This window comes from Photobacterium sanguinicancri, assembly GCF_024346675.1.
Classification (GTDB): Bacteria; Pseudomonadota; Gammaproteobacteria; order Enterobacterales; family Vibrionaceae; genus Photobacterium; species Photobacterium sanguinicancri.
In genome coordinates this window covers 150,425-173,914 of the sequence record NZ_AP024851.1, presented here as the reverse complement: position 1 = coordinate 173,914, position 23,490 = coordinate 150,425, and the positions used below count along the sequence as shown (strand labels likewise).

Below are 23,490 nucleotides of genomic sequence, written 5' to 3'. Positions count from 1 at the left end.
AGCCACCCGAAAAAAGGCTTCATAGCAAACCTCTTACTCTTCGGCAGTATAAGTCAGATAATGGTTCTTCTTAATCACGCTGTTAAACACACCATAAATTCTCTAGGCGTCCTATCTAATTAGATATTAAGTAACAAATAGAATTTATATAAAATAAGATGTTAAGCCCAAATATACCCACAAATTATGAGTCACTACCATCCCAAAAACAGCCGAACTATCAAGCTCGTGTTTTCTCCATAACTAGTTTACAACCTCGCTTCAATATAACCATTAGTTTTAACATCAAATAAAAAAGGCCACATAATGTGGCCTTCTGTATTTTGATGAGCTTATGGCTCTTCACTAATTGGTTTTGCCATATAATGCTCAGGTTTTAAACCAAGGTATTCCGGTAATGTTGTACCGACAGATATAGACGACCACGTCCCTGTTACGATACCAATGAACATCGCAATAGAGAAACCTTCTAATGGCCCACCACCCAGTAACCATAATGCCCCTACCGTAATAAGGGTGGTTCCTGATGTCACCATAGTACGGGAGATAGTTGCCGCAATAGCTTGGTTATTTGTTGTTTCTGTATCTTGATTAGGTTTCGAAATCAGTAACTCTCGGATCCTGTCAGCAATAATAATCGAGTCATTCAAGGAGTAACCCAAAATAGCCAGCACTGCCGCCAACACGGTCAGGTTGAACTCCATTTGCGTTGCCGCAAAGAAACCCAATACAAACACCACATCGTGCAATAACGCAAACAACGAGCCCGCCGCTAATCGCCATTCAAAGCGGTAGCTGAGGTAACCTAAAATACATAACATCGCGACCAAAATAGCCATGCCACCTTGGTTCGCCATTTCAGCCCCTACTTGCGGGCCAACAATCGATGTATTTAAGACTTCAACTTTGCTGTGTAAAGGCGCAAGAATTGTGCTGACATTTTGCAGCTCTTGCCCAGCGGCAGGCGCAGCATAGCGTAATACCCAGCGGCCTGGTTCACTGGCTGAAATAACTGCAACATCTTGTTTCATCGCAGCATCCATCAATGGCCCTATCTCACTGCTGGTAATTTCCGGTTTGATCTGAATTTCAGTCACAACCCCACCAGTAAAATCTAAACCCCAGTTAAGCCCTTTCACCGCAATCATAGAGATTGACAGCACCATGAGTAAAACTGACACCATACTCGTGCGGTAACGCCATTTTGTTGCATTTTTCATATTAATAAACATGGTGTTAAATCCTTACTTCGCGGCGAGAGTCACGACCCCACACCAGATTGATCATGGCGCGTGAGGCAAAAATACCGGTAAACATACTGGTGAGCAGGCCAAGGCCTAACGTTAGGGCAAAACCTTGAATAGGGCCGTTACCCACAGAATAAAGCACAACAGCAGTGATCATTGTGGTGAAGTTAGCATCGAAGATCGTACCAAAAGCACTGTCAAAACCACGGTCAATTGCTTGCGCCATACTACGACCTTCACGTAACTTATCTTTAATTCGTTCAAATATAAGTACGTTTGTATCTACCGCCATACCAACAGTAAGCACTAAGCCTGCAATCCCCGGCAACGTAAGTACCGCCCCTGGAATCATTGCTAACAAACCAAAAAGCATGATCATGTTAGACACTAGGGCAATATTCGCGACCCAACCTAAGCGACGGTACCAGCACGCCATAAATAGCAGAGTAATGCCAAGACCAAGGCCCAGTGCCGCAAAACCATTTTCAATATTTTCTGCACCCAATGTCGGGCCAATGGTGCGCTCTTCAACAATCGTAACAGGCGCTGTCAATGAACCAGCGCGTAGCAACAATGCAAGTTCTTGTGCATCTTGTAGTGAACCAGCGCCTGTAATGCGGAAGCGGTTACCCAACTGAGATTGAATTGTCGCAACACTAATGATTTCGTTACTTTGGCTCGCTTTACCATTTTCATCACGACTGTATTCACTGTAAGAGGTCGCCATTGGCTTACCAATGTGAGTACGCGAGAATTCAGACATGATTTTGCCGCCAGTACTGTCCAAAGTAATGTTAACTTCAGGCATACCCATCTCACCCAAGCTACCACGCGCATCAACAATGTGATCCCCGCCAAGCACAGGTTTACGAGCAACACGTACAGGGCGACCATCTTTGTCGTTAACCACCATAGTACTGCCAGTGCCCGCTTCTTTTACTTCATAAAAAGCAAGACTCGCGGTAGCACCAATAACATTTTTAGCCGCTGCTGGATCTTGAACACCCGGTAATTCAATACGAATACGGTGTTCACCTTGGCGCTGAACTAACGCTTCGGTAATACCTAATTCTTCAATACGGCTACGCATTGTTTGCAGGTTTTGTTGTACGGTTAAATTACGTAACTGAGTTTGCTCACTTTCTTTCATTGTGATGTAAAGACCATCACCTTTGCTGCTACGTACCTGCCATTGTGGATATTGCTTACTCACAAATGCTCGAACAGTACTATTAGCGTCTGCATCCGGTAGGCTCACAGCCAAGGTATCACTTTGTGTTTGTGTCATGGATGTTGAGCGAATACCCTCTTTACGCAAGTGCAAACGTAGCTCATCAGACAGTTGTTCAGTTTGCGCACTAAATACCTGATCAATATCAACATCAAGTAAGAACTGCACCCCGCCGCGCAAATCTAAGCCCAGTTTTATCGGGGCAAAGCCCATTGACTGAAGCCACATAGGAGCTGCTGGTTCAAGGGCCAAAGCGATTTGAGAGCTATCTTTAACCATCGTAGATAAAACTGATTTAGCATGTGCTTGTTGCGATTCATCATTAAGTACAACAATCGTTTTATTACCGCTTTGATCAATGCGTTTCGTGCTAATGCCTTGATCTGTTAACGCGCGTTGCAGCGAAAGTGGAGAAGCAGACAGGCCAGCTTTAGCCCCAATTTGAATAGCGGCATTTTCACCATACCAAGTCGGGATCGCACTCAGCGCCATCACACATAAGGTGACAATTAATACAACATACTTCCACGCGGAGTAATGGTTCATTAATCGTGGTTTAGATCTTTGGCTCGCTCTTGGACTAGAGATTGTCGATGTTCTTTGATTCATTTTATAAACGCCAAGTTTCACACGGAACATTGCTGTTTTCGCCTAAAAACGGCAACAAAAAACGCAATATTCGTGTGATACCAACCCCATCAATTACCAAATCATGCTTGCTGGTTAATTAATGGTATTAGTATTAAAAACACAGAGATAACTTCATATAAAAAGAAGTAATCAGGTTTTGGAGGGTATTAAGCACATCAACAGCAGATCAGTAAGTACACTGATCCTAAGCAGGTTGAATTGCGAATACCAAACTAGAACTAAGCGGTTATCAGGCGATGCTGATATTGAGTATGCGTGAGGTTGGATTCTTTCCAGCCAGACAGCCGAGAAGAAGAAGATACATGGGTTAACATCCAGTCTACAGATGGACTGATTTCAGCTTGATAGCCAATAACTAAGAATTGCGATGGTTCAATCGGCAGTTCATGCGCCAATTGATAAAAAGGTTGTAGTGTTTCAGGATCATCTCGCAACATGCTGCTATAACGCGAGGTATACATCATGCCGATATGAAAACGGTGGACATCATCGGTATGCGACCCTTTTTCGGGTTGTTGATGATTCACGCTGAACTTTTGCTTAAAAACACATTGCAGCTGAGGAAAGTTCGCTGCCATATCGATCGTTTGAGCCGTATCCGTTATGGAAAGAGATTCATGCACATGCTGCGAATAATGCACTGACGTTACTGTCGGTATTTGAGGCGCGCGAATGTCGTCTGCATGTGCGAATGAACCCGCACCCAGACAAAACACCACCATCAAAACACGTAAGAACGTTATCAGCATAGTCTTTGCATTATTATTTAAAGTTACAGCATCATAAAGTTCGATACTGTTTGTTACAAGTACTTATTTAACCAAGATCCATTGTCATGCCTACATTGCGGGTTCACGGTTTTAATACGCCTTATTTACAAAAACGATAATTGGTCAATAAGAGAGCAAATTGGTTTATTCTCCACTATTTTAAAGCGAATCTAGGTGCCGAAATAGGGACAGAATCAGTGTCGAGGCGCACTTATGTATGGTTAACATGATCAGATAAATGTTAAGTATTGCAATGCATCCAGCCCGAATCACTAATAGTCCCTCTTTATATGTGTACCGACCATCACATGATAATGTTTGAAACCCTTACTCGCCCTCGCTATATTGCCGTAACAAAAATCAAAATAAAGGAAGTTAAATTTATGACAACACACAAAATTGCCTTCATTGGTTTAGGTACTATGGGCTTTCCTATGGCAGCTCACCTTGCCAATGCTGGACATGACGTAACCGTATATAACCGCACAACAGCAACGGCTGAACGCTGGTTAGCACAGTACAAAGGCTCACATGCACTGACACCTGCAGAAGCAGCAAAAGGGGCAGAATTTATCTTTACCTGTGTTGGCAACGACGACGATGTTCGCCAAGTATATACAGGTGAAAACGGCATTTTGAGTACAGCGCAAGCGGGGGCGGTCCTTATCGACAATACAACAGCGTCTGCTGAAGTTGCTCGCGAAGTTGCAGCTGCTGCTTTAACAACCAATACCCACTTTTTAGATGCCCCTGTTTCTGGTGGTGAAGCTGGCGCAGTCAACGGTTGCCTAACTGTAATGGTCGGTGGTGACGCAGCAACATTTGAAAAAGCGCACCCCGTTATGTCTTGTTTTGCGAAAGCCACAACATTAATGGGTGATGTTGGCTATGGCCAAGTAACCAAAATGGCTAACCAACTGTGTATTGCGGGCGTGTTGCAAGGTTTGTCTGAAGCCATCACATTGGCAAAATCGGCAGGGCTGGATATAGAGCAAATGACAGAAGTGCTCAAACACGGCGCTGCAGGATCTTGGCAATTAGAAAATCGCGCAGCAACCATGGCCAAGAACGACTTTGATTTCGGTTTTGCCATCGACTGGATGCGTAAAGATCTGAGTATCTGCTTTGATGCTGCCGATAAGCTAGGTGTTGACCTGCCATTGGCCAAGCAAGTAGATGAGCGTTACGCTTCGTTGCAACAACGTGGCTACAGCCGTGCTGATACCTCTGTACTGATTAAACAGTTTGATGACGAAGCGCGCTAAGTAACCACCATCATATAAAGGGCGATGAAACATTTCATTGCCTCTTATCTTGATACATAGACCATAAAATAACGGCGTAACGTGGCGCTTTATTCTTTATCCGACCACACCGCAAACTCATTGCCACTTGGCTCGATAAAATGAAAACGTCGACCTCCGGGGAAGGTAAATATAGGTTTGATGATCGCCCCACCCGCTTGCTCGACCTTCGCTTGTGTTTGTTCCAACTTATCACTATAGAACACAATTAACGCCGCCCCTTTCAACGTGGTACTCATTAAATCAGACTGATAAAAGCCACCTTCAATACCAGAGTCACTGAATGCTGAATATTCAGGGCCATAATCGACAAACGTCCACTTAAAAACAGTTGTGAAGAATGCTTTTGTTGCAGAAATATCTTTTGCAGGCAGTTCTAAATAGTTGATAGCTTCGTGCTTATTCATTGGTTATCCCTCACTTTCATTCTTCAATCCAGTTTAGTAACAATCCACCTTGACGTCTTAAACCAAATAAACAAACGTGATCCCCCGCAATGTCTCTTAACCCTGCCAGCGCTGTATACCAGATGTAATAAAAAAGCCGCTGCATCTCTGCAACGGCTTCAGTATTTTCGCTAATTGACTATCGTATTACAGACCAATAAAGATGCCAGCAAGTGCAGCACTCATTAGGTTAGCCAATGTCGCAGCCAACACAGCTTTAAAGCCTAGGCTTGCAACATCACTACGACGTTCTGGAGCCATAACACCAATAGAACCAATTTGAATCGCAATAGAACCAATATTGGCGAAGCCACAAAGTGCAAAAGTAATAATAACTTGGCTTTGTGATGATAGCGTGTCTTTGATACTAACGAAGTCTAGGAAAGCGACAAACTCATTCAGAATCATTTTCTGACCAATGAACGCACCTGCTTGCAGCATTTCAGTCGCTGGTACGCCAATTAGGAAAGCAAGTGGCGAGAACAAGTAACCAAGAATGTTTTGCAGCGTTAACCCTTCAAAACCAACCCAGCCGCCAACCATTTCTAAGCCAGCATTTGCCATCGCAATCACACTCACGAAAGCAATAAGCATAGTACCGATTGCCACAGCCACTTTCATGCCGTTCATCGCACCAGCAGCCAACGCATCAATCATGTTGCTGTGATCGCTTTTTGCCATTTCGATGTCGGTTTGCTCTACTGGCACACTTTGCTCAGGAACAAGAATCTTCGCCATCAACAAACTACCTGGCGCTGCCATGAAACTTGCTGCAATAAGGTATTTAAGATCAACACCTAGACCGGCATAACCGCCCAACACACTACCCGCAACCGATGCCATACCACCCGTCATAACTGCAAACAGTTCTGAGCGAGTCATTTGAGGAAGGAAAGGTTTAACAAGCAGAGGGGATTCGCCTTGAGACAGGAAGATGTTACCAGTTGCGACTAACGATTCAGCACGGCTTGTGCCAAGTAAACGTTGAATGCCGCCACCAATAACACGAATGATCCACTGCATCACGCCAAGGTGGTAAAGCAAAGAAATTAAAGCACTAATGAAAATAACAAGAGGGAGGACGCGAACAGCGAAGATAAAACCAGTTGTTGCTAAATCACCAAATAGAAACTTGATCCCTTCATCAGCGAAACCAAGAATGCTTGCTACACCACTACTCATGGCTCCCAGCATCTTTTGCCCAATAGGTATATACAACACCAAAGCGGCAAATCCAGCCTGTAATAACAAGGCCCCACCAACTGTACGCCAGTTGATTGCTTTTCGATTTTCAGATAATACGCATGCGCATGCCACCAGTACAAAAATACCGGCAATACTAATTAACAACTGCATTATTTCGTCCTGCTACTTCTTTTAAAATGGATTGCGAAAAATGAAGGTGTTACTGCCTGTTGCCATAGAGGAACAATTGCTTTCGGGGAAAAAGCACAATAGGTGGGTTCTGAAGAAAAACCTTCAGAAAATAAAGAAATGTTCGTCCAACTAAACAACATACAAGTCACCTTGATAACAAGCTAATACTCTGCCGGTCCAACTCCGTGGGTCGTTCACATTCCATGGTGACAGCTTGTAATAAGGTGGCTGAACTCGATGGTTCTGGCCGAGGGCGGAGTATATAGAGATCGAAATCACATTAACAATTTTAGATGCATAATTTTTCGTGATCTGGCTCCACTTGCGCACTTTTTAACCTAGACAGACGACGAAATCGTTTGCTTTCGCGTGAGTAAATAAACAACTCTCATAGTAGATAAACCTCAAAATGCAACAGGTTTCACTTGTAACTTTTAAAAGCCCATTCTAGGTTTAAAGAAACAGCACTTCATCCGACTCATAGAGTGTGTAACATGCAGAAAGGATTTACCTTAATTGAGCTAGTTATCGTTATTGTCGTACTCGGCATTTTGGCAGTGTTTGCCGCCCCACGCTTTTTGAATATCCAAAGCGATGCTCGAATTGCCACGCTGCAAGGTTTTCAAGGGGCGCTACAAGGGGCCGATGGCATTGTTTTTGGTAAAGCGGTAATTCAAGGCTTAGAGCAATATGAAGCCATCCATTTAGATGGCACACAAGTCTTAGTTGAAAGTGCAGATGCACCCATAGAACTGAAATACGGGCATATCACTCAGAATCAAGAAAATGTAGCACTCGCTATGACAACAGACATGCAAGTAACAGATATTGAAATTGCGGCATCGAATGAATACTACGGTGAAGGTATCTACGCCTACCAAAGTGAACAGTCATTAGAACAAGTACAAATTGAAAATAGTATGTGTTACCTCAGGGTGCTTAATAAGAAACAAACAGGAAAACTGATTTTTAATTTAGTGAATGGTGGCTGCTAGCCAACTTCGCCTTTAAATGAATTTCTGGCATAATGTGCAGCGACACTTAGCTATCGACACATTATGCCTATGCCAATGCAAAACCTGACACAATGTGTTAAATCGCTCACAAAAGTGGCCGTATTTATAAGCATATTTGGCAGCTCTAGCCTCTATGCGAACCAGTTTGTCTTAGATGTTAAGCTACTTAATTACAGTGATTCGTATGGCAACCTTCGTATTCCAAGTAGTGTTCAACTCGATTTACCTGACCCACTTAACGTGAAAGGTAATTTAAACCTCGAAAAAAGCCAGCTCACACGACTACCACGCTCATTAACTGTCGGTGGTAATCTCAACCTTGCTTATAGTCAAATAATGAAACTGCCCCGCACACTTAAAGTTCAGGGTTATATTAATTTAGCCCATTCAAAAATAACCCAGATAAATAACGGTTTGCAGGTTATGGGAGATTTAAGTTTGATGGGAACGGCTATATCACAACTTCCACCTTTTCTTTATGTCGGTGGCAACCTATACCTTGCGCATACTAAAATAACAGAACTACCAGAATACCTAACAGTCAAAGGTAATATCTATTTAGGTGGTATAAAAATTAAAAAAGCAGCGGAAACCATCAACATTGGTGGCAATATTTACCAATAAAGTTAAGCAAACGTTTACTTAACAATCAAAAAATAAAACGTGGGCTAAATTGGGATAATTAAAGGGATTTAAAAGGAGTTTTTATTAGCCAGAAACAAAAATATGATGTTTCTGGCTAAATAATGAATCTGACATAAGGAAACCTATGTGGTTGATAAGATGCCAGATTTTTTCTTACTTAACGCTGTTTTTTGTGCTTGTTGTTTGTGATTGATGGTAAAACCATTGTCTGCGGCTTCTATTTCTCATCATACACCTCTCTTCATTAGATTTATGAGTAGGTGGTATTACAACTTTATACCTATTACTCATTTAACTCGTTGTACTATACCCAGCTAAATATTACGAACATATTACACATTGAATAAATACAACGTCACTTGCTTCCCTTGAGGTATTAAAAACACATTACGCAATAAGAACAAACGGCTAGTCAATGACTCCCGAGTGTTATGCTTTATTTCAATACTGAGGGTTAAATAACGATAAATGCAACGGAGGAATCTCGGAGGTATTAATATGAATGGATATCGCCTACGACTTGTTGCTTTCGCCTCTGTTCTAACATTTATACGATTTAATATAAGGTGCTTTTTACCATGTTGCAACCTTATCTAGCAATAAATTATGTGATAAAGAGTAATATTTTTTATATAGGTCAGTTTAATGCAAGTAAAATCGCCACTGTAAGTGTTTGTTGTATATTGTTTAAACGTTTGCGTAAAGCAGTGACAAGCAAGTAGCATAAAAGTCCATTTTAATGGCTAAAAAACATACATAACGCTTCTTTTTACCTATCTACTAACCAAGAACCAAACATGGATAACTTTTTCCAAATCTTGACAGGATAAAGTTTCACTATAACACTTACTATTGGGTATTTAGATGCTACAACGCTCTGGGAGAGCGGTTCAAAGACGGATTTCCCCCCGCAACTAACTTTCTTCTGAGCAATAGCGATATCGGTAAGCTGCTAATTTACAGGAGTGAGTTATGAGTGTTCACCAGATCACCTTGGAGCAAAAAGCAAAAGTCCCACGCAAAGTCTTGTTTGACCTACTCGCTGATCATGAAAATCTCAACCGTTTTTTTCGGGCTAACTTCTCTCTCATCAAAAAAGGGAACCCAACATCAAATGGCATTGGAGCAGTCCGTGAGGTGTCGGCAGGCCCTTTTACCTACCAAGAACAAATCCTCGATTACAAAGAAAACGAACATCTTCATTATAAAGTGATCCACGGAGGCCCAGTTAAAGAACATGGCAGCTGGATCCAAATTCAAAGCCTAAATGCAAAGCAAAGCTTAATTCATTATCGGATCATGTTTACCCCCAGAGTTGAAGGCACTGGCTGGCTCATCAAGCTGGTACTAGAGCAAGAAGTAAAAAAAGCACTACAAACCTTAGCAAAGCATGGTGAAGCGAAATGGAAAATGTAGCCCATTACTTGAATCGGTATAATCGATCACTCGCATAAATACAAGCTTACAATGCATATGGCTTTACCAAAGCCATATTACCCGATATCTGAACCTCTCATCCATCGATGTCATCACCTTGTCATTTCACCTTTCTACTGTTAATCCACCTCTATAGTTAGGTGGATTAGTTCTATTTTAACTTTGATTAGTATGAATAACGTTCTGAACGATATTTAATCAAACCTGTATTATCAGGAAGCAAGGTGTTGCATAATGAAAGCTGCTATGTGACTAAATACGATTTGTCGAAAGGTGTTAGCAGATTTGATGCCCACACTTTATAAATTGATATTGACCACTACAGGTGAATTTTTGATGAAGCAGCAACCGCTATTAACCACAGAACGCCTTATTTTACGTCCTTTTCAGCTATCTGACGCGTTAACAGTCCAAAAGCTAGCAGGCGATCCATTGATCGCTAACGGTACAATCAATGTCCCTCATCCGTATGGCGATGGTATGGCAGGCCAGTGGATCGGTAAGCATGTTGCAGGCTGGTACAGCCAAAAATCGGCTATTTACGCCATAACATTAAAATCAAACCAACAACTCATTGGTTGTGTGGGGTTGCATAATATTGATAATCACACTGCACAACTCGGATACTGGATTGGCGTGCCTTTCTGGGGTAAAGGCTATTGCACAGAATCAGCGCAACGCATCGTAGATTTTGCATTTAAGAAACTTGAACTAGAAAAAATTTACTCCCGTCACCTCAGCCGTGAAGCCGCACCAGGCAAAATAATGAAAAAAATAGGCATGAAGCATGTAATGAGGAAGAATGGCGCGCTCAGAGTAAATCGATTAACTGAAGATCTTGATTATTACGAAATACAGCCCAAGGAAGTAATGGAACTAAAACCAGCATAAAAAACGGATAAATACGCTGTAGCACGCAGCGAATACGCACTACAACATTCCACTAAGGCGCTAGCTGTATGAGCGACTAAACACGCTTTACCTTAGCCATGTAAAGTGCATCGACGTATTTGCCATTTCGAAAAGCAAATTGTGCAGCAACACCTTCTTCAATAAAACCGAGTTTCTTGTACAACGCAACACCAGCCTCGTTGTCTGTATATACGGTAAGCTCAATTCTACTAATATTTAACCAGTTCTCAGCTAAATCTACCGCTGCAGCAAGAATAGTCGAACCTACGCCCTGCCCTTGATAATCATCATGTACGGCCATTCCAACACTAGCTACATGTCTACGACGCGGATTGAGCTCTAGCACTAATCCAAGTTGCCCAACGATACGACCATCAAATTCAGCCACTAAACTATGAACATTACTCGGCATATCCGTGAGGCGTTTCTGCCACATAGTGAATGAAGGGTGAGGAAGTTGTAGCGTACCCGCTTGCGCCTTTTCTCCAGCATACAAGTGTCGAATTTCATCAATATCTTTGTCTTCCGTTGCTCTAACTTCAATCATCCCTACGCTTCCTTTTCCATTTTATCTAACTGTTTTATGGGCTTAACCTATCAATACCAATCCATTACTTTGAAGATGACAAGAAATACAAAAAAAATCAAGGGGCTCGATTAAGAGAAAATAAGGTGACATCCGTAGGCGCGGAACCGTAATAAAATTGAAGGTGGTTCTCTCTTAGTAAGAGAACCACATAATGTACGCTCTCAATATTGAGAGTTTTATTATTAATGGTAATAAATAACAAACTAAGAGTTATAACCCAACGAAGACACTCACCTATACTCTTGTTAATTAGTTTTATTACATGATCCAAATGGAATCTTGGTTCGTTAACACACTGTGGTATTAAATATGTGAAGTTGATATTGAACAGTTAGTCAAACAATAATGACTAACTTATTATACATTTCATGTCGTTATTTATTAGTTATTGAAACAAGCCACTGAAAATAAAGGATTAGATAAATAAGGGCGGAATTTTGCAATAAATCGTAAAAGGTGTCGGTCTTATATGTTGATTGTGAAATTCCACAAAAACAACAAGAAAAACACCAACAATGGATGAGGTAAGATTATGTCTAGCTTAAGAGTAATGACTGCAACTGCTGTACTTTTGATGTCTTCATCTGCTTTTGCTGATATCAGAGTGGCTGATACCCACAATGGTGCATGGGTTACTATCACTGAAAATGGTCAGCCTGCAGCAAACGCTAAGGTTTCTGTTGCTAATGTACCTCAGCAACGAGAGTCATACACAACAGACGAACGAGGCCGTGTATTTATTCCACTTACATTAGAAAGCTCACGATCTATCAAATATAAAGCGACAACTGAAAGTGGTAAAAAATCATCTCGCTTTGCCTTCCACTCAACAAATAAATAATATATAGCCCCTAATTAATACGTTAATCAGGGGCTTATTTTATAGTCTCTACGATTTAGATCTCTTGCTAGGACCAACCCTAGCCCTATTATTTGCAAAAATAACGCAAGGCTTTTTAACATTGAAATATTTTTAGCCTTTATTGCATGAGAATCGATAAGTGTTAAGTTTTCAATATAAAGCTGATTTATTTTATCGCGTTGTAATGATTGAACCTTGACCAATTTATCCATTATTATCGGTAAAGCATCTTGTGATATTTCCTCAACGGGTTCATCAATCCAAGATTGTATATCGTCACGAATAAATCGAGATAAGTACTCAGATATAATGTGACCATTCGACTCACTCACCACAAGCAGTGTCAACAGATACTCTCTTTTTCGATCAATAGCTTCAACTTGCTGCCACGTTAAGGCGATCAATTTATCATTACGGATTTGCTGCTGGGTTAGCGTATTTGCCGCTTGTGTTTCCCCTTCAATGTAAAAATTTGTCATTAACGCAGACACAATATTCATCAATAAACCAGTTGCAACCACAGACCATGTCGGTATTTGCCACCTTATTGTCATCGTTAATTCCTCCTCTCTTTCAGCCATCTCACCTATGTCGCTGCAATACGTATCTTTACGCCCATGCATGAACATATAAGTATGGCAGGCGAAATTGTCCAGTGATTGACTCTAGCAACAATGCCGCTACTATTTAGCGCCACAATAGTCGCATTAAGAAGCTGAACGATGAAAACGCCATGTATTGGGATATGTAAAAATAAAGACGGTGTCTGTACTGGGTGCCATAGAACTATGTCTGAGATCCAGCAATGGCGCCATCTTACAGATGAGCAACGCGATACAAAGATGGAGCAAATTCATAAGGTTGTTTCTACGCATACTTGCCAACAATGTGGTCAACCCGCTTACTGCGAAATTTCAGCGGGAGAAAGTCATTGCTGGTGTTTTGAAATCACCAAAAGAGACACCACCAGCATCAAAGGAGCACATTGCCTCTGCAGAAGTTGCTTATCAAAGCTTCCGATTAAGGTTGGCTAAGTATCTATTTAATGTAGATATAATGATCTTTTAAATTGTTTTTTAGTTAATAACACCCAAAGTTGTTTGGCTTGAAATTATACTTACTCTATAATGCTCGCATCCTATCTCAAAACAGTGTTCATTATGTCTTTGCATCATCATATTCTCAGCCTTTTATTACTCAGTTTTTCAACTACAGCACTTGCTTCTTCTCCAGTAAAAGCTTTGCCTGATAACGAAATCATTTGTATGAAAGCATTAGAGAAATTGATCGTGAGTAAGCAAATGGTGTTTAGTGATAGTTCTGCAAAACCTGATGCTAGACGCAATGCTGAACGTGTTATTGATGCCGCAAGAGAAGTATTTAATAGCAACCAAAGTTATTGTGAAGCTGAATCCGCAATGCACAGCTACCAATCAGACAAAGAAGCTGGCTTTCGCTCTCGTCAGGGTGAAATAAACTTTTTTGGCCGCGACGTTAGTTAATAGCAATGCAATTACATCAACTACTTACAATCGTTTAATCTGTTTTGGTCTATGCTTCAACTAGGTTCAATAACAGAGTGTATGTACCATGTATAATTTACAAAAAATCTCAACAATCAGGCCTATTCTAGCTCGTGCTGCGAAGGCCACCTTGCTTGCTATTATCGCGATTATTGGTCTGTCTGGCTGTGAAAAAAAAACACAAATCGGATTCACTGAAGATGATCTCAAGCAGAGCTGGGTATTAACAAAAGTCGACGGGAAAGATGTAAAAACGGCTGAGCCCCGTATTACCCCAACCATGGCAATTGACACCGACTTAAAAATTGCGGGTTTTAGTGGCTGCAATCGTTTTTTTGGCCAAATAGAGCTGACCGACAATAACCTTACCGTTACCTCTATGGGGTCAACCAAAATGGCCTGTATTCAAGATGACCAAGCGTCACTTGAAGCCCTCATGACAACCTCTTTACAAAAAGCCAATACCATAGCGCTAGAAAATAACACGTTAACACTCACATCCGATCAGCATATCTTGACGTTTATGCCAGAAGAAATACCAGAAGATGACGCACAATAAAAACAATGTTTTTTATTTTATTGCAATGCTTTGTTTATCACGGCATCATTCAGCAACAATGCTGACAATCGGATGATAACAGTCAATTTATCATTTCGATGTTTTGATAGGTAACGTATGAAACTCAATAAACGCAAAGCTAAAGTCATTTTCTCGGCTCTCGACGAGTGGGAACGCGAAGATCGCATATCATCAGAGCAAGCTGAAAAGCTCAGCCAGTCTATTGAAGTAGCTGGCTTTGACTGGCGTTTATTAGCCGTATATTCATTTTGGATCGCCATTAGCTGCTTCATCATATCGGTTGGTGTTTTACTTGCTGATGATTACCTTCTTGCCCTACTTGCGAGTATTTTTGATGCGCCTGCCAGTGTGATGTGTATAACCACTGCATGTATTGCGGTTTTATGTTATTACGCAGGTATAAGGCGTCGGTTATCCCATCCATCAAAGACAATCAGTAACGAAGCGATCTTCTTTTTTGGGGTACTGATGAGTGCTGTTTCAGTTGGTATTTTGGGTGAAACGACGATGTTTGCGCAGGTTGATGATGCCAGCTTGTTGCTGCTGCTCACCGTCATTTATGCCGTACTTGGTGTGCGACTTTCTTCTGTACTCATTTGGATCTTTGCTTTATTCAGCTTTGTCGCTTGGGTGCAGCTTGAAACCACCGAACTCTCCAATTTTTCCGATTACTTTTTAGGCATGAGCCACCCAATGCGATTCACGATTGTAGGCGCTGTCATCGCATTAATGAGCCTAAGATGTAACCATTATACACTGACAAAACCGCTAAAAGATTCAACCCAATTTATTGGCTTACTGTTTTTCTTACTTGGCTTCTGGTTACTGTCTATTTTTGGGAATTATGGGGATGCAAGTGAGTGGGCGGGTGTAAAACAAATCGAACTGATTCACTGGGCAATACTCTCTACCAGTATTTGTGCCGCCATTCTTTACGTGGGTATCCATTTTGCAGATAGCCTGTGCCGAAGTTTTGGTATTACTTTCTTACTGATAAACCTATACACGCGCTTCTTCGAATATTTTTGGGATACAGCACATAAAACCATCTTTTTTGCGATTCTAGCATTAAGCTTTTGGTTTATAGGAACCCATGCAGAAAGACTCTGGCAATTAGGAACAAAGACAGAAACTAAATAGGCTTTTTCCTTTAATGAGGCTAAATCACTGAAATATTTAGCCTCACCATGTAGTCTCTCTCCTAACTTCGAGTATGATAGTTATAAATAATTGCGCAAAACAGCTATGAGGATCACTCTATGAAGAAGGTTTTAATTGCAGCAGCACTCGCCACATTACTAAGCGGCTGTGATAAAAATGAAGTCGGCGATGTGAGTTTAGGGATGTTCACTATGAAAGACATCAAAATCTCAAACTTGGATGATGAAAAAATCCCAGGAGTGACCTGCCATATTGCCTCTGTTGAAGCTAATTTAAGCCTTTCCGATCCAAGTGATAGTTCTATTTCTTGTCGTCAAACGGGTGATATCACACCTGAAATGCTCGCTAGAATAGATAAAAGTAAATCGGGTGAAGTGGTATTCAAGCAATCTAAAAGCATCTTCTTCAAATCAATGAAAGTTAGACGTATCTACGATGCCGAAAACCAGACGCTACTCTACTTGTCTTACACGACTAAAGAGACAGAGGGAAGCTTCAAGCATAGCCTGTCTACAGTGCCATTATGGGGCACTAAAGCTTATATCCAGCCAGCGACGCCAGCGTCATAAGCCAGATTTAAAAACATCAACAAAAAGGCCGCCCCCTTAGTAAGGGGCGGCCTTTCTTTTATGCATGGTAACACCAAGCTACTTTATTCTAAGCTGGCAGCATTAACTTGTTTAGCTGACGCCTTTTGCGCTCGTGTCATTAGCCATGACGCGATACAGCCGAAAACAACCACCTGTAGCCATAATTGTCCCCACCAGCCAATCACTTGTTCGAAGCTAGCACCCATTTGGTTCAAGCGTACAAAACCGTTAATAGCGGGTGTCGCAGGTGCAATTTGAGCGATGTGGTTTAATACATCTGGAATAGCAGATGGCGGCCAAATAAAGCCCGCGGTGAAAATCAAGGGAATCGAGCTGATCAAGACTATCACTGTTGCCAATTCACGGCGTGGGATCAACTGACCAATTACCATCCCTGCAAAAACGACAGCCAATAAGAAAGGTACTGTCATTGCCAGTAAGTCACTCATTGAAGCAAGCCTGCTGATACCTAATGACTCGAAACTATAACCAAAATAATACGCAGTCAGTGGAAGGTAAATTGCCATCATCAGCAAACCACGCACTATGATTATTTTCCATGCTGGATAACGCAACCAATACCCTGTACCACCTTGTAGACGATATTCGTTTTGACCACCACCTAACATGGCCACAGCAATCAATAATGTCTGATGTAAAATCAGCACGAATACTGCTGGCACAACGTAATTCACGTAGCCCATCGATGGATTAAACACAGGGCGCGTATTCAGTTTAATGGCTGAATACTGATCTGATGCTAACGCGATGTTATCACCCGACATAACCATCCGTGCCACTTTTACCTTAGCCCCTAGCGTACCACCCGCGGTGGCCATCCCTTCGACAATAGTACCGTACACAAGGAAATAAGAAGCATCACCCGCATACGCGAGTACAGGGCTTTTCCCGAGTAGCAAATCACGATTGAAGTGCTCAGGGATCACTAATAACCCATGAACTTCACCCGTTTCTAACTGACTTCTCGCTTCACCTATAGACTGCGCATACTGCTGTACTTTTACTTGTGGTGTCGCATCTATCATCCGAATCAATTCACGGCTAATTTGGCTTTTATCGTGATTGACCACAGTGACTAGTTGCTCACGTGGTAACTGCTGAGAATACGGCAGTGGGTAAAGAAATGAGTAGATCAACACCCCACCAAACACAGTAAACAGTAACGCCGGATTGGTAAAAATCGCATTCAGCTCAAATTTTATCAGTGTACGCCAACTCATGATTTCACCTCCGGTGAGTGGTGATTCAATTCAGCATTGCCTTCAAGCTTAAGCTCAGAATGACCGATCGCTTTCGCCTTTAACGCCACCAAGACCAACACTATCCAGAAAGCAAAAATACCCGCTAACGTTGGCAAACATGCCGCCAATGACGCGCCATAGCTCACTTGCATCACTTGCACTTCAATATAGTGGCTAATGGGTAGCAAAGCGCGCCAAATTTGGGCCAACAGCGGCATATCACTCGCAGGGAAAGTGATCCCCATAAAAGCAAATGCAGGGGCTGTAAAACCAGCAACCATACTCATCGCACGCGTCGCGTCCAAGGTGACAAGAAACAGTAAAGCCCCTATTGCTTGGCAAGCGACAACAGTGAGGAACTGCGCAAATAGCACAATGCCCCAACTCCCATGCATTGGCCATGCTTGCCACAGGTACATACCAATCATAAAGGCTGCACCCTGCAGCCAAAATAGCCCTGTATACGGCAATAACTTGGCAACCAGATTACGAATAGGTGCTTTCGCAAGCCAACGGCCAACACCTTGCTGGCGAAGCTCGGCTGCCATCGCCAATACGGTCGTCGCCACCATGATAATTTGCCACATAGCAGGAATAGCGGCAGACACGAGAAACTGACCATAATCACTGCTGGTATTATATAGCGGCGTTATTTGGCTTCTAACTGGAACGGCCTGCCCTAATGCTTGCAATGGGACTGGGCTACCACCCACCATATTTTTGAGTGTATCTACACCGGCGGTAAATGTGCCCTGCGCTTGAAGTAACGCTGAGTTAACTAACTTACCCACCAAAATAAACTGGCTATTATAGAAAGCCGTTACTTGTGGTGAGCGCCCTAGCATGGTGTTTTCTTCTAATTTAGAAGGCAACACAACCAGCGCATAAATATCGCCATTCCGTAATGCAGCGCTGCCCTTATCGACCGTTGTAAACTGCTCGGTAACCGCCAAAGCAGGGCTAGCATCATAATATCGGGTTAACTGACGAGACAGACGGCTATGGTCAAGATCAACCACACCAATCGACAGATCTCGGGCGATTCCCCCAGAGAAAATCGCCCACACGACGATAAACAGCAAAGCAGGGATCCAGAGTGTCATGGCTTTTAACCACGCCTCTGAACGCCAAATGTGCCACTCTCGTATTAGCTGTGAACGCAAGGTCATGCTACTCCTGCTCTACTAAAATACTCATGCCTACGCGTAAGCCTTCAATTGGCTGTACAGGACGCGCTTCTACTTCAAAAGTACGCATGTCGAAACCTTTCGCGGTATCCGTTGCGCGCCACGTTGCAAAATCACCCATCACAGACACATGGCTCACCATAAACTCATGGCTGTCTTCACTTAATGCAGGGATCACAGCTTGGAATGTTTGACCTTCACGGTACGCCTTTAGACGATCTTCACGCACGTTGAAAACAGCCCATGCATCGTCCATATCGACAATGCTTACAACGGGAAAGCCTTGTGGCGCTAATTCACCAGAACGAAGAAGGATTTGGCTTACTTCACCACGGTGCCAGCTTTCAACACGGGTATCAGCCGCATAAGCTTCCACTTCCGCTACGGCACCAGCAGCCATACGTGCTTGCTCTACCGCGGCACGCTTTGTCTCAACTCGAGCACCTTCTTTTGCCATTTCTGCCATTTGGAAAGCTGCACGTTCGGTATAACGCGCTGCTTGCCATTGGGTATAAGCCTCGTCACGTTTTTGTTCAGCGAGTACACCATCACGGTACAGGTTATCTACTCGCTTATAGGTTTTCTCCATTAAGCTAGACGCCGCTTTTGCTTTTTGCCATTGATCATAAGCCGCTGCGATTTCTTGGCTTCGTGCACCTTTTTCTGCCTGTTCGGCCATTGCACCTGCCGCTTCTTGACCCGCACGTGCTTGCTCTAATTTAGCGTCAATCTCAGGACTTAATAGAGTGAAAATAAGTTGGCCACGCTCAACGCTTTCACCTTTTTTCACTAATACTTGGTCCACACGACCCGGTACTTTTGATGAAATATTGTATTGTTGCGCTTCTATTTGACCTTGAAGGCGCTCTGGCTGAGGCTGATAAGCTTGCCAGAAGGTGTAGCCAAGCCACCCCACTAACGCGGCTGCCGGAATGATTGCAGCGAAAGACTTATACTTACTCATGATTTAACCTCTAAACCTTTATATTGTTGGTACTGATTAAAGCTGTTCATTTCGCCGCTAACGGCCAGTAAACGAGACAATGAAATTACATATTGATAAGCCGCAGCCAAACGTTGTGTTTTCACACCAGCTAAATACATTTCAGCGTCGACCACTTCTAATGATGTCGATAATCCTTGGCTAAACGCTTTGTCACGTAAACGAACATTCTCTTGCGCTAACGCTATGCTCGATTTCAAGCTGTTAAATTCTTCTAATGCTTGTTGTGCTTCACGGTATGTTTTTTCGACCAAGACAGATAAGTCTTGCTCGGCTTGTCGACGTAAGTAACTCACTTGATCAACGGTACTGCGGGCTGCTTTTACTTTGCCTGAACGGCCAGAGTTATCGAACAATGCGATATTAACACCAACACCAACAGCCCAATCTGGCGCAGTTTTAGCCGCTAGAGTGTCATCTTCATGCAAGCTGTAGTTACCATATAGGTACACCTCTGGGTAATACTTACCTTTTTCGATATCAATCACACCGCGAGCTTGCTTCTTCTTGGAGTCAAGAATGTGTAAGCCAGGGTATTCATTAAGTGTTTTCTCAATGAATGCACTCATAGGTGGCAAAGATTCGTTGGTAAATAAACCTGTTGATAACGCTGCGGGGCTCGATAGCTTCAACAGTTTAGTCAGTGCAACTTGGGATATTTCAAAATCACGTTCTGCTTTTTGACGCTCAACACGCGCTTTATCGTAAGAAGCTTCTGCCTGCAATCGCTCTACTTTTGCGATTTGGCCTTGCTGCTCTAATTTTTTGGCATGATCTAAGTGTTTTTTCAGGCCTTGTTCGACCTCTTTTCGTGTTTGCAGTACATGCTCAGTCAGCACCACACCAAAGTAAAACTTCGATAAATCTTCAAATTTGGCCTGTTGCTTCATGGCCAGCATGTACTTCGCTTCATCTTTTTGGCTTCTGGCTATATCTTGCGCTGCATCGATACGTCCGCCAGTGAAAATGGGCCAAATGGCGCGAATTGAACTCGTGAAAACATCGCGCTTAGTCAGTTGTGAGGTAAATAAATCATCCGCAATAGGCAATATTGCAGCACCTATCGGACCCATCTGACTTCCAGCGGGTGTACTCGCCGCAAGGTCAGACGGTTTAATTTCCACAGGCTTATCTAAGCGAGTGTAATTAGCAGACATGGTAATTTTAGGAAGGCTCAAGTCACTTGCCGCATCCTGCATATATTGGGTACGGTCAATATTGGCACGTTCTGCCGCCAGTGCATCACTGCTGTCAAGAACAGTTCGCCATGCATCATTAAAACTTACAGGTGCTGCATGCACATTCGTCACACTAAACAACATGCTAACCAATGCGACAATAGGCTTCATTTTCATCATTAACCCTTATAGGTCTTTGTCTTTTGAACAATTCAACACCATTTTAGAGCATTTACTCTATGAAGTTCAATCTTGAATTTATAAATCACGGCTAAAACATTCAATATTAAACTAAGCGCTTATTGATAAGATGACATCATAACGCTTCTAATCGCTACTAACACCTGTTTAAACATAGAAATGAAGGACGTTTTATTCGTAGTCTTGAATGACCCAAACCAAATATGCAACATTACACCTATAGGTATGAAATGGGTAAAACAACTAGGTATGAGCTCACAGGCAGGCGATGAAGCATGATTTCAGACTATTACACTATTGCCTCAATGAAGGGCTAAAAAGCAGAGTGAACGTTGGCAAACTTAATGCCCAAGTTGAAGTACGTAGCATGTATTTGTAGATATGCGAAAGGTACAGGCAAAAAAATAGCGGGTATCTACCCGCCTAACGTCATTTAAGCCTAATCAGCAATATCCCTATTGCAAAGAACCATTACATATACAATATATCACCCTATATAATTACAGAATAGATGACTGTTTATTTTTCGTGATCATAATCACCTTATGCGGGAAAATAACAACGACAAACAATTAACTAAAACCAAAGGAGCAATAGATTGAAAATAACCTGATTTTTTAGGCAAAAAAAACGGCTCACCGAAGTGAACCGCTTTTATTTTTTTTGGAGCCTACTTAGCCATCATGATTAATGATTTACCAAATAGCCATTCAAGTTCTTTGATGCTGTCTTCACCAAAACGATCGCTACAAAGTTGGTATAAACGTTCAATACCACGCATCGCAAATTCATTCGAGCTTTCTGCAGTGACAATGTGGTGGAAAAGTAGACGCAGAATTGCTAGAAACTTCTCATCTTCTAATGCCGCAACCCAGCTAGTTACGAAAGTTTCAAGATCACTTTCAAGATCGAGTTTTTCAACGAACAGTTTAAAGATTCGCCCATCCATTGCATTCGCGAAATCCGATTTTTTAGGAAAGTGATGGCTAATGCCAGTACGAGAAATGCCGGTCTGCTTACTTAACGTGGTGTATGACATTTTGTCGTAACCTAATGTCAGCAGTTGATCAACAACCGCATCCATAATGGTTTGGATTGTGATCTCTGTATCTTCTTTGCTACGCTTTGGCATAATGAATGACTCTGAAAATGTATTTGCCTAATCATGCAATTTGATGATTAGTTGATATATATATCGCCGTTATGTCTTTAGTATTACAAAATGCTATTCCGTTAACCAGTCTTCTGCTCGTTTTTTTTAGGCCAATTCAAATATCAACGCTGAAAACTTAAAATTCAAAAACAAAAATACGAGTTTCATCACAAACCAAAAACACCTTACCTTCGTTTATATCTACTATCGACCAAACTTTACAGCAGCTTCTTCTATATTACGGTAAAGATTCGTTGTCCAATGTGGATATGTGCTAGCGGCAATTAAAGGCCCCTTCCTCGGATCTGTGGGTGAGATGACCACCTCAATATTCTCGATTCCGACGGCCTCAGCGGCGATAAACAGCTCTTCTATGGCAACATCACCCATTGCCAGACACCCTACCGATGATGCACGACCATGAATAAAAATATTTGAGCCAGGTTTATACCGCTTTTCTTCTTGGGCATGCTGAAGATCAAAACGGTTTGGATAATTCAACTTCATTGATAAATGAAAACGACTATTCGGGTTAAGACCAACAACTTGGTATATCCCTTCCGGTACTTGTTTGTCGCCCTCCCGTAACTTAGGGCCTAATTCACCACTTTGTTTTTTCACGGGGTAACGCTTGATATAAGACCAACGTCCCTTTTGTTTAGCCCAAAGCTCTAATGCTTCATCTTCCTTTATTGCAAATAAACCTAATTTTTCAGGTGGATAAGCCACTCCAGATTGCGCAAACAAACGTGTTAAACGTGGCACTATAATAGGAGAATAACGATGACGTACATCATCAACAGTGCGACTTCCATGAGGAGGATAATCTTGGTATGACCATGCGGAAGGACTAATAACACAAGCCAAAGAAGTGCATGCAAGGAGCCCACGGAGCATAAAGCGATTTAGCATTATTTTCACCTATCCTTCCCTATCCACCTTAACTGGTTAGTAAAGCGCACAACCTTTAGCATTTCATTCGAAAAATCAATTCACTGAGTTATGGTTAAATAACAAAAAGTTACCTCTTTAACTCGACTAGCTCAGCACATAATCAATAGCTTACTCCATGCACCAAAGCGTAACGCTACTTAACTAGCTTAAAATTAGAAAATACCACCTAATTAAATTGAAATTGCAGTAAAAACGATACGTAAGAAATTTT

At 42.1% G+C, this 23,490-nt stretch carries 24 protein-coding genes; 11 read left to right on the top strand and 13 right to left on the bottom strand.

What is annotated here, in order from left to right; genetic code table 11:
• Window positions 1-332: 332 nt before the first annotated feature.
• The 3 genes from secF to OCU87_RS17730 form a co-directional block, all read right to left on the bottom strand.
• Entirely contained in the window at window positions 333-1,232 is a 900-nt protein-coding gene (gene secF / locus OCU87_RS17740; RefSeq protein ID WP_261858967.1) for a protein translocase subunit SecF, read from the bottom strand.
• A 4-nt stretch (window positions 1,233-1,236) separates the two neighbouring features.
• A complete protein-coding gene (secD, locus tag OCU87_RS17735) occupies window positions 1,237-3,024 on the bottom strand; it encodes a protein translocase subunit SecD (RefSeq protein WP_062691435.1) in 1,788 nt (595 codons plus the stop codon).
• A 323-nt stretch (window positions 3,025-3,347) separates the two neighbouring features.
• Window positions 3,348-3,878 (bottom strand): hypothetical protein, encoded by a 531-nt coding sequence (locus OCU87_RS17730; RefSeq protein WP_261858966.1) that lies wholly within the window; start codon window positions 3,876-3,878, stop codon window positions 3,348-3,350.
• A 404-nt stretch (window positions 3,879-4,282) separates the two neighbouring features.
• Between OCU87_RS17730 and OCU87_RS17725 the strand changes: the two genes are divergently transcribed.
• Window positions 4,283-5,164: an NAD(P)-dependent oxidoreductase gene (locus tag OCU87_RS17725; protein ID WP_261858965.1), complete on the top strand. Its 882-nt coding sequence runs from the start codon at window positions 4,283-4,285 to the stop codon at window positions 5,162-5,164.
• A gap of 89 nt (window positions 5,165-5,253) precedes the next feature.
• Here the strand turns inward: OCU87_RS17725 and OCU87_RS17720 are convergent, their stop codons facing one another.
• Together OCU87_RS17720 and OCU87_RS17715 are read right to left on the bottom strand one after the other, a co-directional pair.
• Window positions 5,254-5,610, bottom strand: a complete 357-nt coding sequence (locus tag OCU87_RS17720; protein WP_062691438.1) for a VOC family protein — start codon at window positions 5,608-5,610, stop codon at window positions 5,254-5,256.
• Between the two features lie 186 nt (window positions 5,611-5,796).
• Window positions 5,797-7,005 (bottom strand): NupC/NupG family nucleoside CNT transporter, encoded by a 1,209-nt coding sequence (locus OCU87_RS17715; protein WP_094958515.1) that lies wholly within the window; start codon window positions 7,003-7,005, stop codon window positions 5,797-5,799.
• Between the two features lie 515 nt (window positions 7,006-7,520).
• Between OCU87_RS17715 and OCU87_RS25015 the strand changes: the two genes are divergently transcribed.
• From OCU87_RS25015 to OCU87_RS17695, 4 genes are all read left to right on the top strand, one after another.
• On the top strand, window positions 7,521-8,021 hold the full coding sequence (locus OCU87_RS25015) for a type II secretion system protein (protein WP_281223266.1): 501 nt from the start codon (window positions 7,521-7,523) through the stop codon (window positions 8,019-8,021).
• Window positions 8,022-8,084: 63 nt separating this feature from the next.
• Complete coding sequence (locus tag OCU87_RS17705) at window positions 8,085-8,666, top strand: hypothetical protein (RefSeq protein ID WP_241149004.1); 582 nt, start codon at window positions 8,085-8,087, stop codon at window positions 8,664-8,666.
• Between the two features lie 993 nt (window positions 8,667-9,659).
• Entirely contained in the window at window positions 9,660-10,103 is a 444-nt protein-coding gene (locus OCU87_RS17700; protein WP_062691439.1) for an SRPBCC family protein, read from the top strand.
• 357 nt (window positions 10,104-10,460) lie between these two features.
• On the top strand, window positions 10,461-11,015 hold the full coding sequence (locus OCU87_RS17695; RefSeq protein WP_261858964.1) for a GNAT family N-acetyltransferase: 555 nt from the start codon (window positions 10,461-10,463) through the stop codon (window positions 11,013-11,015).
• Window positions 11,016-11,091: 76 nt separating this feature from the next.
• Here OCU87_RS17695 and OCU87_RS17690 read toward each other — a convergent pair whose 3' ends face one another.
• Window positions 11,092-11,583, bottom strand: a complete 492-nt coding sequence (locus OCU87_RS17690; RefSeq protein ID WP_062691440.1) for a GNAT family N-acetyltransferase — start codon at window positions 11,581-11,583, stop codon at window positions 11,092-11,094.
• Window positions 11,584-12,157: 574 nt separating this feature from the next.
• Here OCU87_RS17690 and OCU87_RS17685 point away from each other — a divergent pair.
• Entirely contained in the window at window positions 12,158-12,466 is a 309-nt protein-coding gene (locus OCU87_RS17685) for a transthyretin-like family protein (protein ID WP_062691442.1), read from the top strand.
• Window positions 12,467-12,492: 26 nt separating this feature from the next.
• Here OCU87_RS17685 and OCU87_RS17680 read toward each other — a convergent pair whose 3' ends face one another.
• Window positions 12,493-13,068, bottom strand: coding sequence for a hypothetical protein (locus OCU87_RS17680; RefSeq protein ID WP_261858963.1), 576 nt, complete (start codon window positions 13,066-13,068; stop codon window positions 12,493-12,495).
• 141 nt (window positions 13,069-13,209) lie between these two features.
• Between OCU87_RS17680 and OCU87_RS17675 the strand changes: the two genes are divergently transcribed.
• The 5 genes from OCU87_RS17675 (at window position 13,210) to OCU87_RS17655 (ending at window position 16,320) form a co-directional block, all read left to right on the top strand.
• The gene (locus tag OCU87_RS17675; protein ID WP_083540996.1) at window positions 13,210-13,521 is read left to right on the top strand and encodes a cysteine-rich CWC family protein; all 312 of its coding nucleotides are present in this window, start codon (window positions 13,210-13,212) and stop codon (window positions 13,519-13,521) included.
• A 126-nt stretch (window positions 13,522-13,647) separates the two neighbouring features.
• Window positions 13,648-13,989 (top strand): hypothetical protein, encoded by a 342-nt coding sequence (locus tag OCU87_RS17670; RefSeq protein WP_062691447.1) that lies wholly within the window; start codon window positions 13,648-13,650, stop codon window positions 13,987-13,989.
• Between the two features lie 88 nt (window positions 13,990-14,077).
• A complete protein-coding gene (locus OCU87_RS17665) occupies window positions 14,078-14,569 on the top strand; it encodes an META domain-containing protein (RefSeq protein WP_083540997.1) in 492 nt (163 codons plus the stop codon).
• 117 nt (window positions 14,570-14,686) lie between these two features.
• Window positions 14,687-15,730 (top strand): hypothetical protein, encoded by a 1,044-nt coding sequence (locus OCU87_RS17660; RefSeq protein ID WP_261858962.1) that lies wholly within the window; start codon window positions 14,687-14,689, stop codon window positions 15,728-15,730.
• A 119-nt stretch (window positions 15,731-15,849) separates the two neighbouring features.
• A complete protein-coding gene (locus OCU87_RS17655) occupies window positions 15,850-16,320 on the top strand; it encodes a CreA family protein (protein WP_261858961.1) in 471 nt (156 codons plus the stop codon).
• An 83-nt stretch (window positions 16,321-16,403) separates the two neighbouring features.
• Here OCU87_RS17655 and OCU87_RS17650 read toward each other — a convergent pair whose 3' ends face one another.
• From OCU87_RS17650 to OCU87_RS17625, 6 genes are all read right to left on the bottom strand, one after another.
• Window positions 16,404-17,582, bottom strand: coding sequence for an ABC transporter permease (locus OCU87_RS17650; protein WP_261858960.1), 1,179 nt, complete (start codon window positions 17,580-17,582; stop codon window positions 16,404-16,406).
• Complete coding sequence (locus OCU87_RS17645; RefSeq protein ID WP_261858959.1) at window positions 17,579-18,772, bottom strand: ABC transporter permease; 1,194 nt, start codon at window positions 18,770-18,772, stop codon at window positions 17,579-17,581. The genes OCU87_RS17650 and OCU87_RS17645 overlap by 4 nt, the downstream gene beginning before the upstream one ends.
• Window position 18,773: 1 nt before the next feature.
• A complete protein-coding gene (locus OCU87_RS17640; RefSeq protein ID WP_094958555.1) occupies window positions 18,774-19,754 on the bottom strand; it encodes an HlyD family secretion protein in 981 nt (326 codons plus the stop codon).
• Window positions 19,751-21,148 carry a TolC family protein gene (locus OCU87_RS17635; RefSeq protein ID WP_261859371.1) on the bottom strand — a complete coding sequence of 466 codons (1,398 nt, stop codon included), beginning with the start codon at window positions 21,146-21,148 and terminating at the stop codon, window positions 19,751-19,753. Before OCU87_RS17635 ends, OCU87_RS17640 begins: the two co-directional genes overlap by 4 nt.
• A 694-nt stretch (window positions 21,149-21,842) precedes the next feature.
• Window positions 21,843-22,304, bottom strand: a complete 462-nt coding sequence (locus tag OCU87_RS17630) for a TetR family transcriptional regulator (protein WP_062691453.1) — start codon at window positions 22,302-22,304, stop codon at window positions 21,843-21,845.
• 225 nt (window positions 22,305-22,529) lie between these two features.
• A complete protein-coding gene (locus tag OCU87_RS17625; RefSeq protein WP_062691455.1) occupies window positions 22,530-23,237 on the bottom strand; it encodes a L,D-transpeptidase family protein in 708 nt (235 codons plus the stop codon).
• Between the last annotated feature and the right edge of the window lie 253 nt (window positions 23,238-23,490).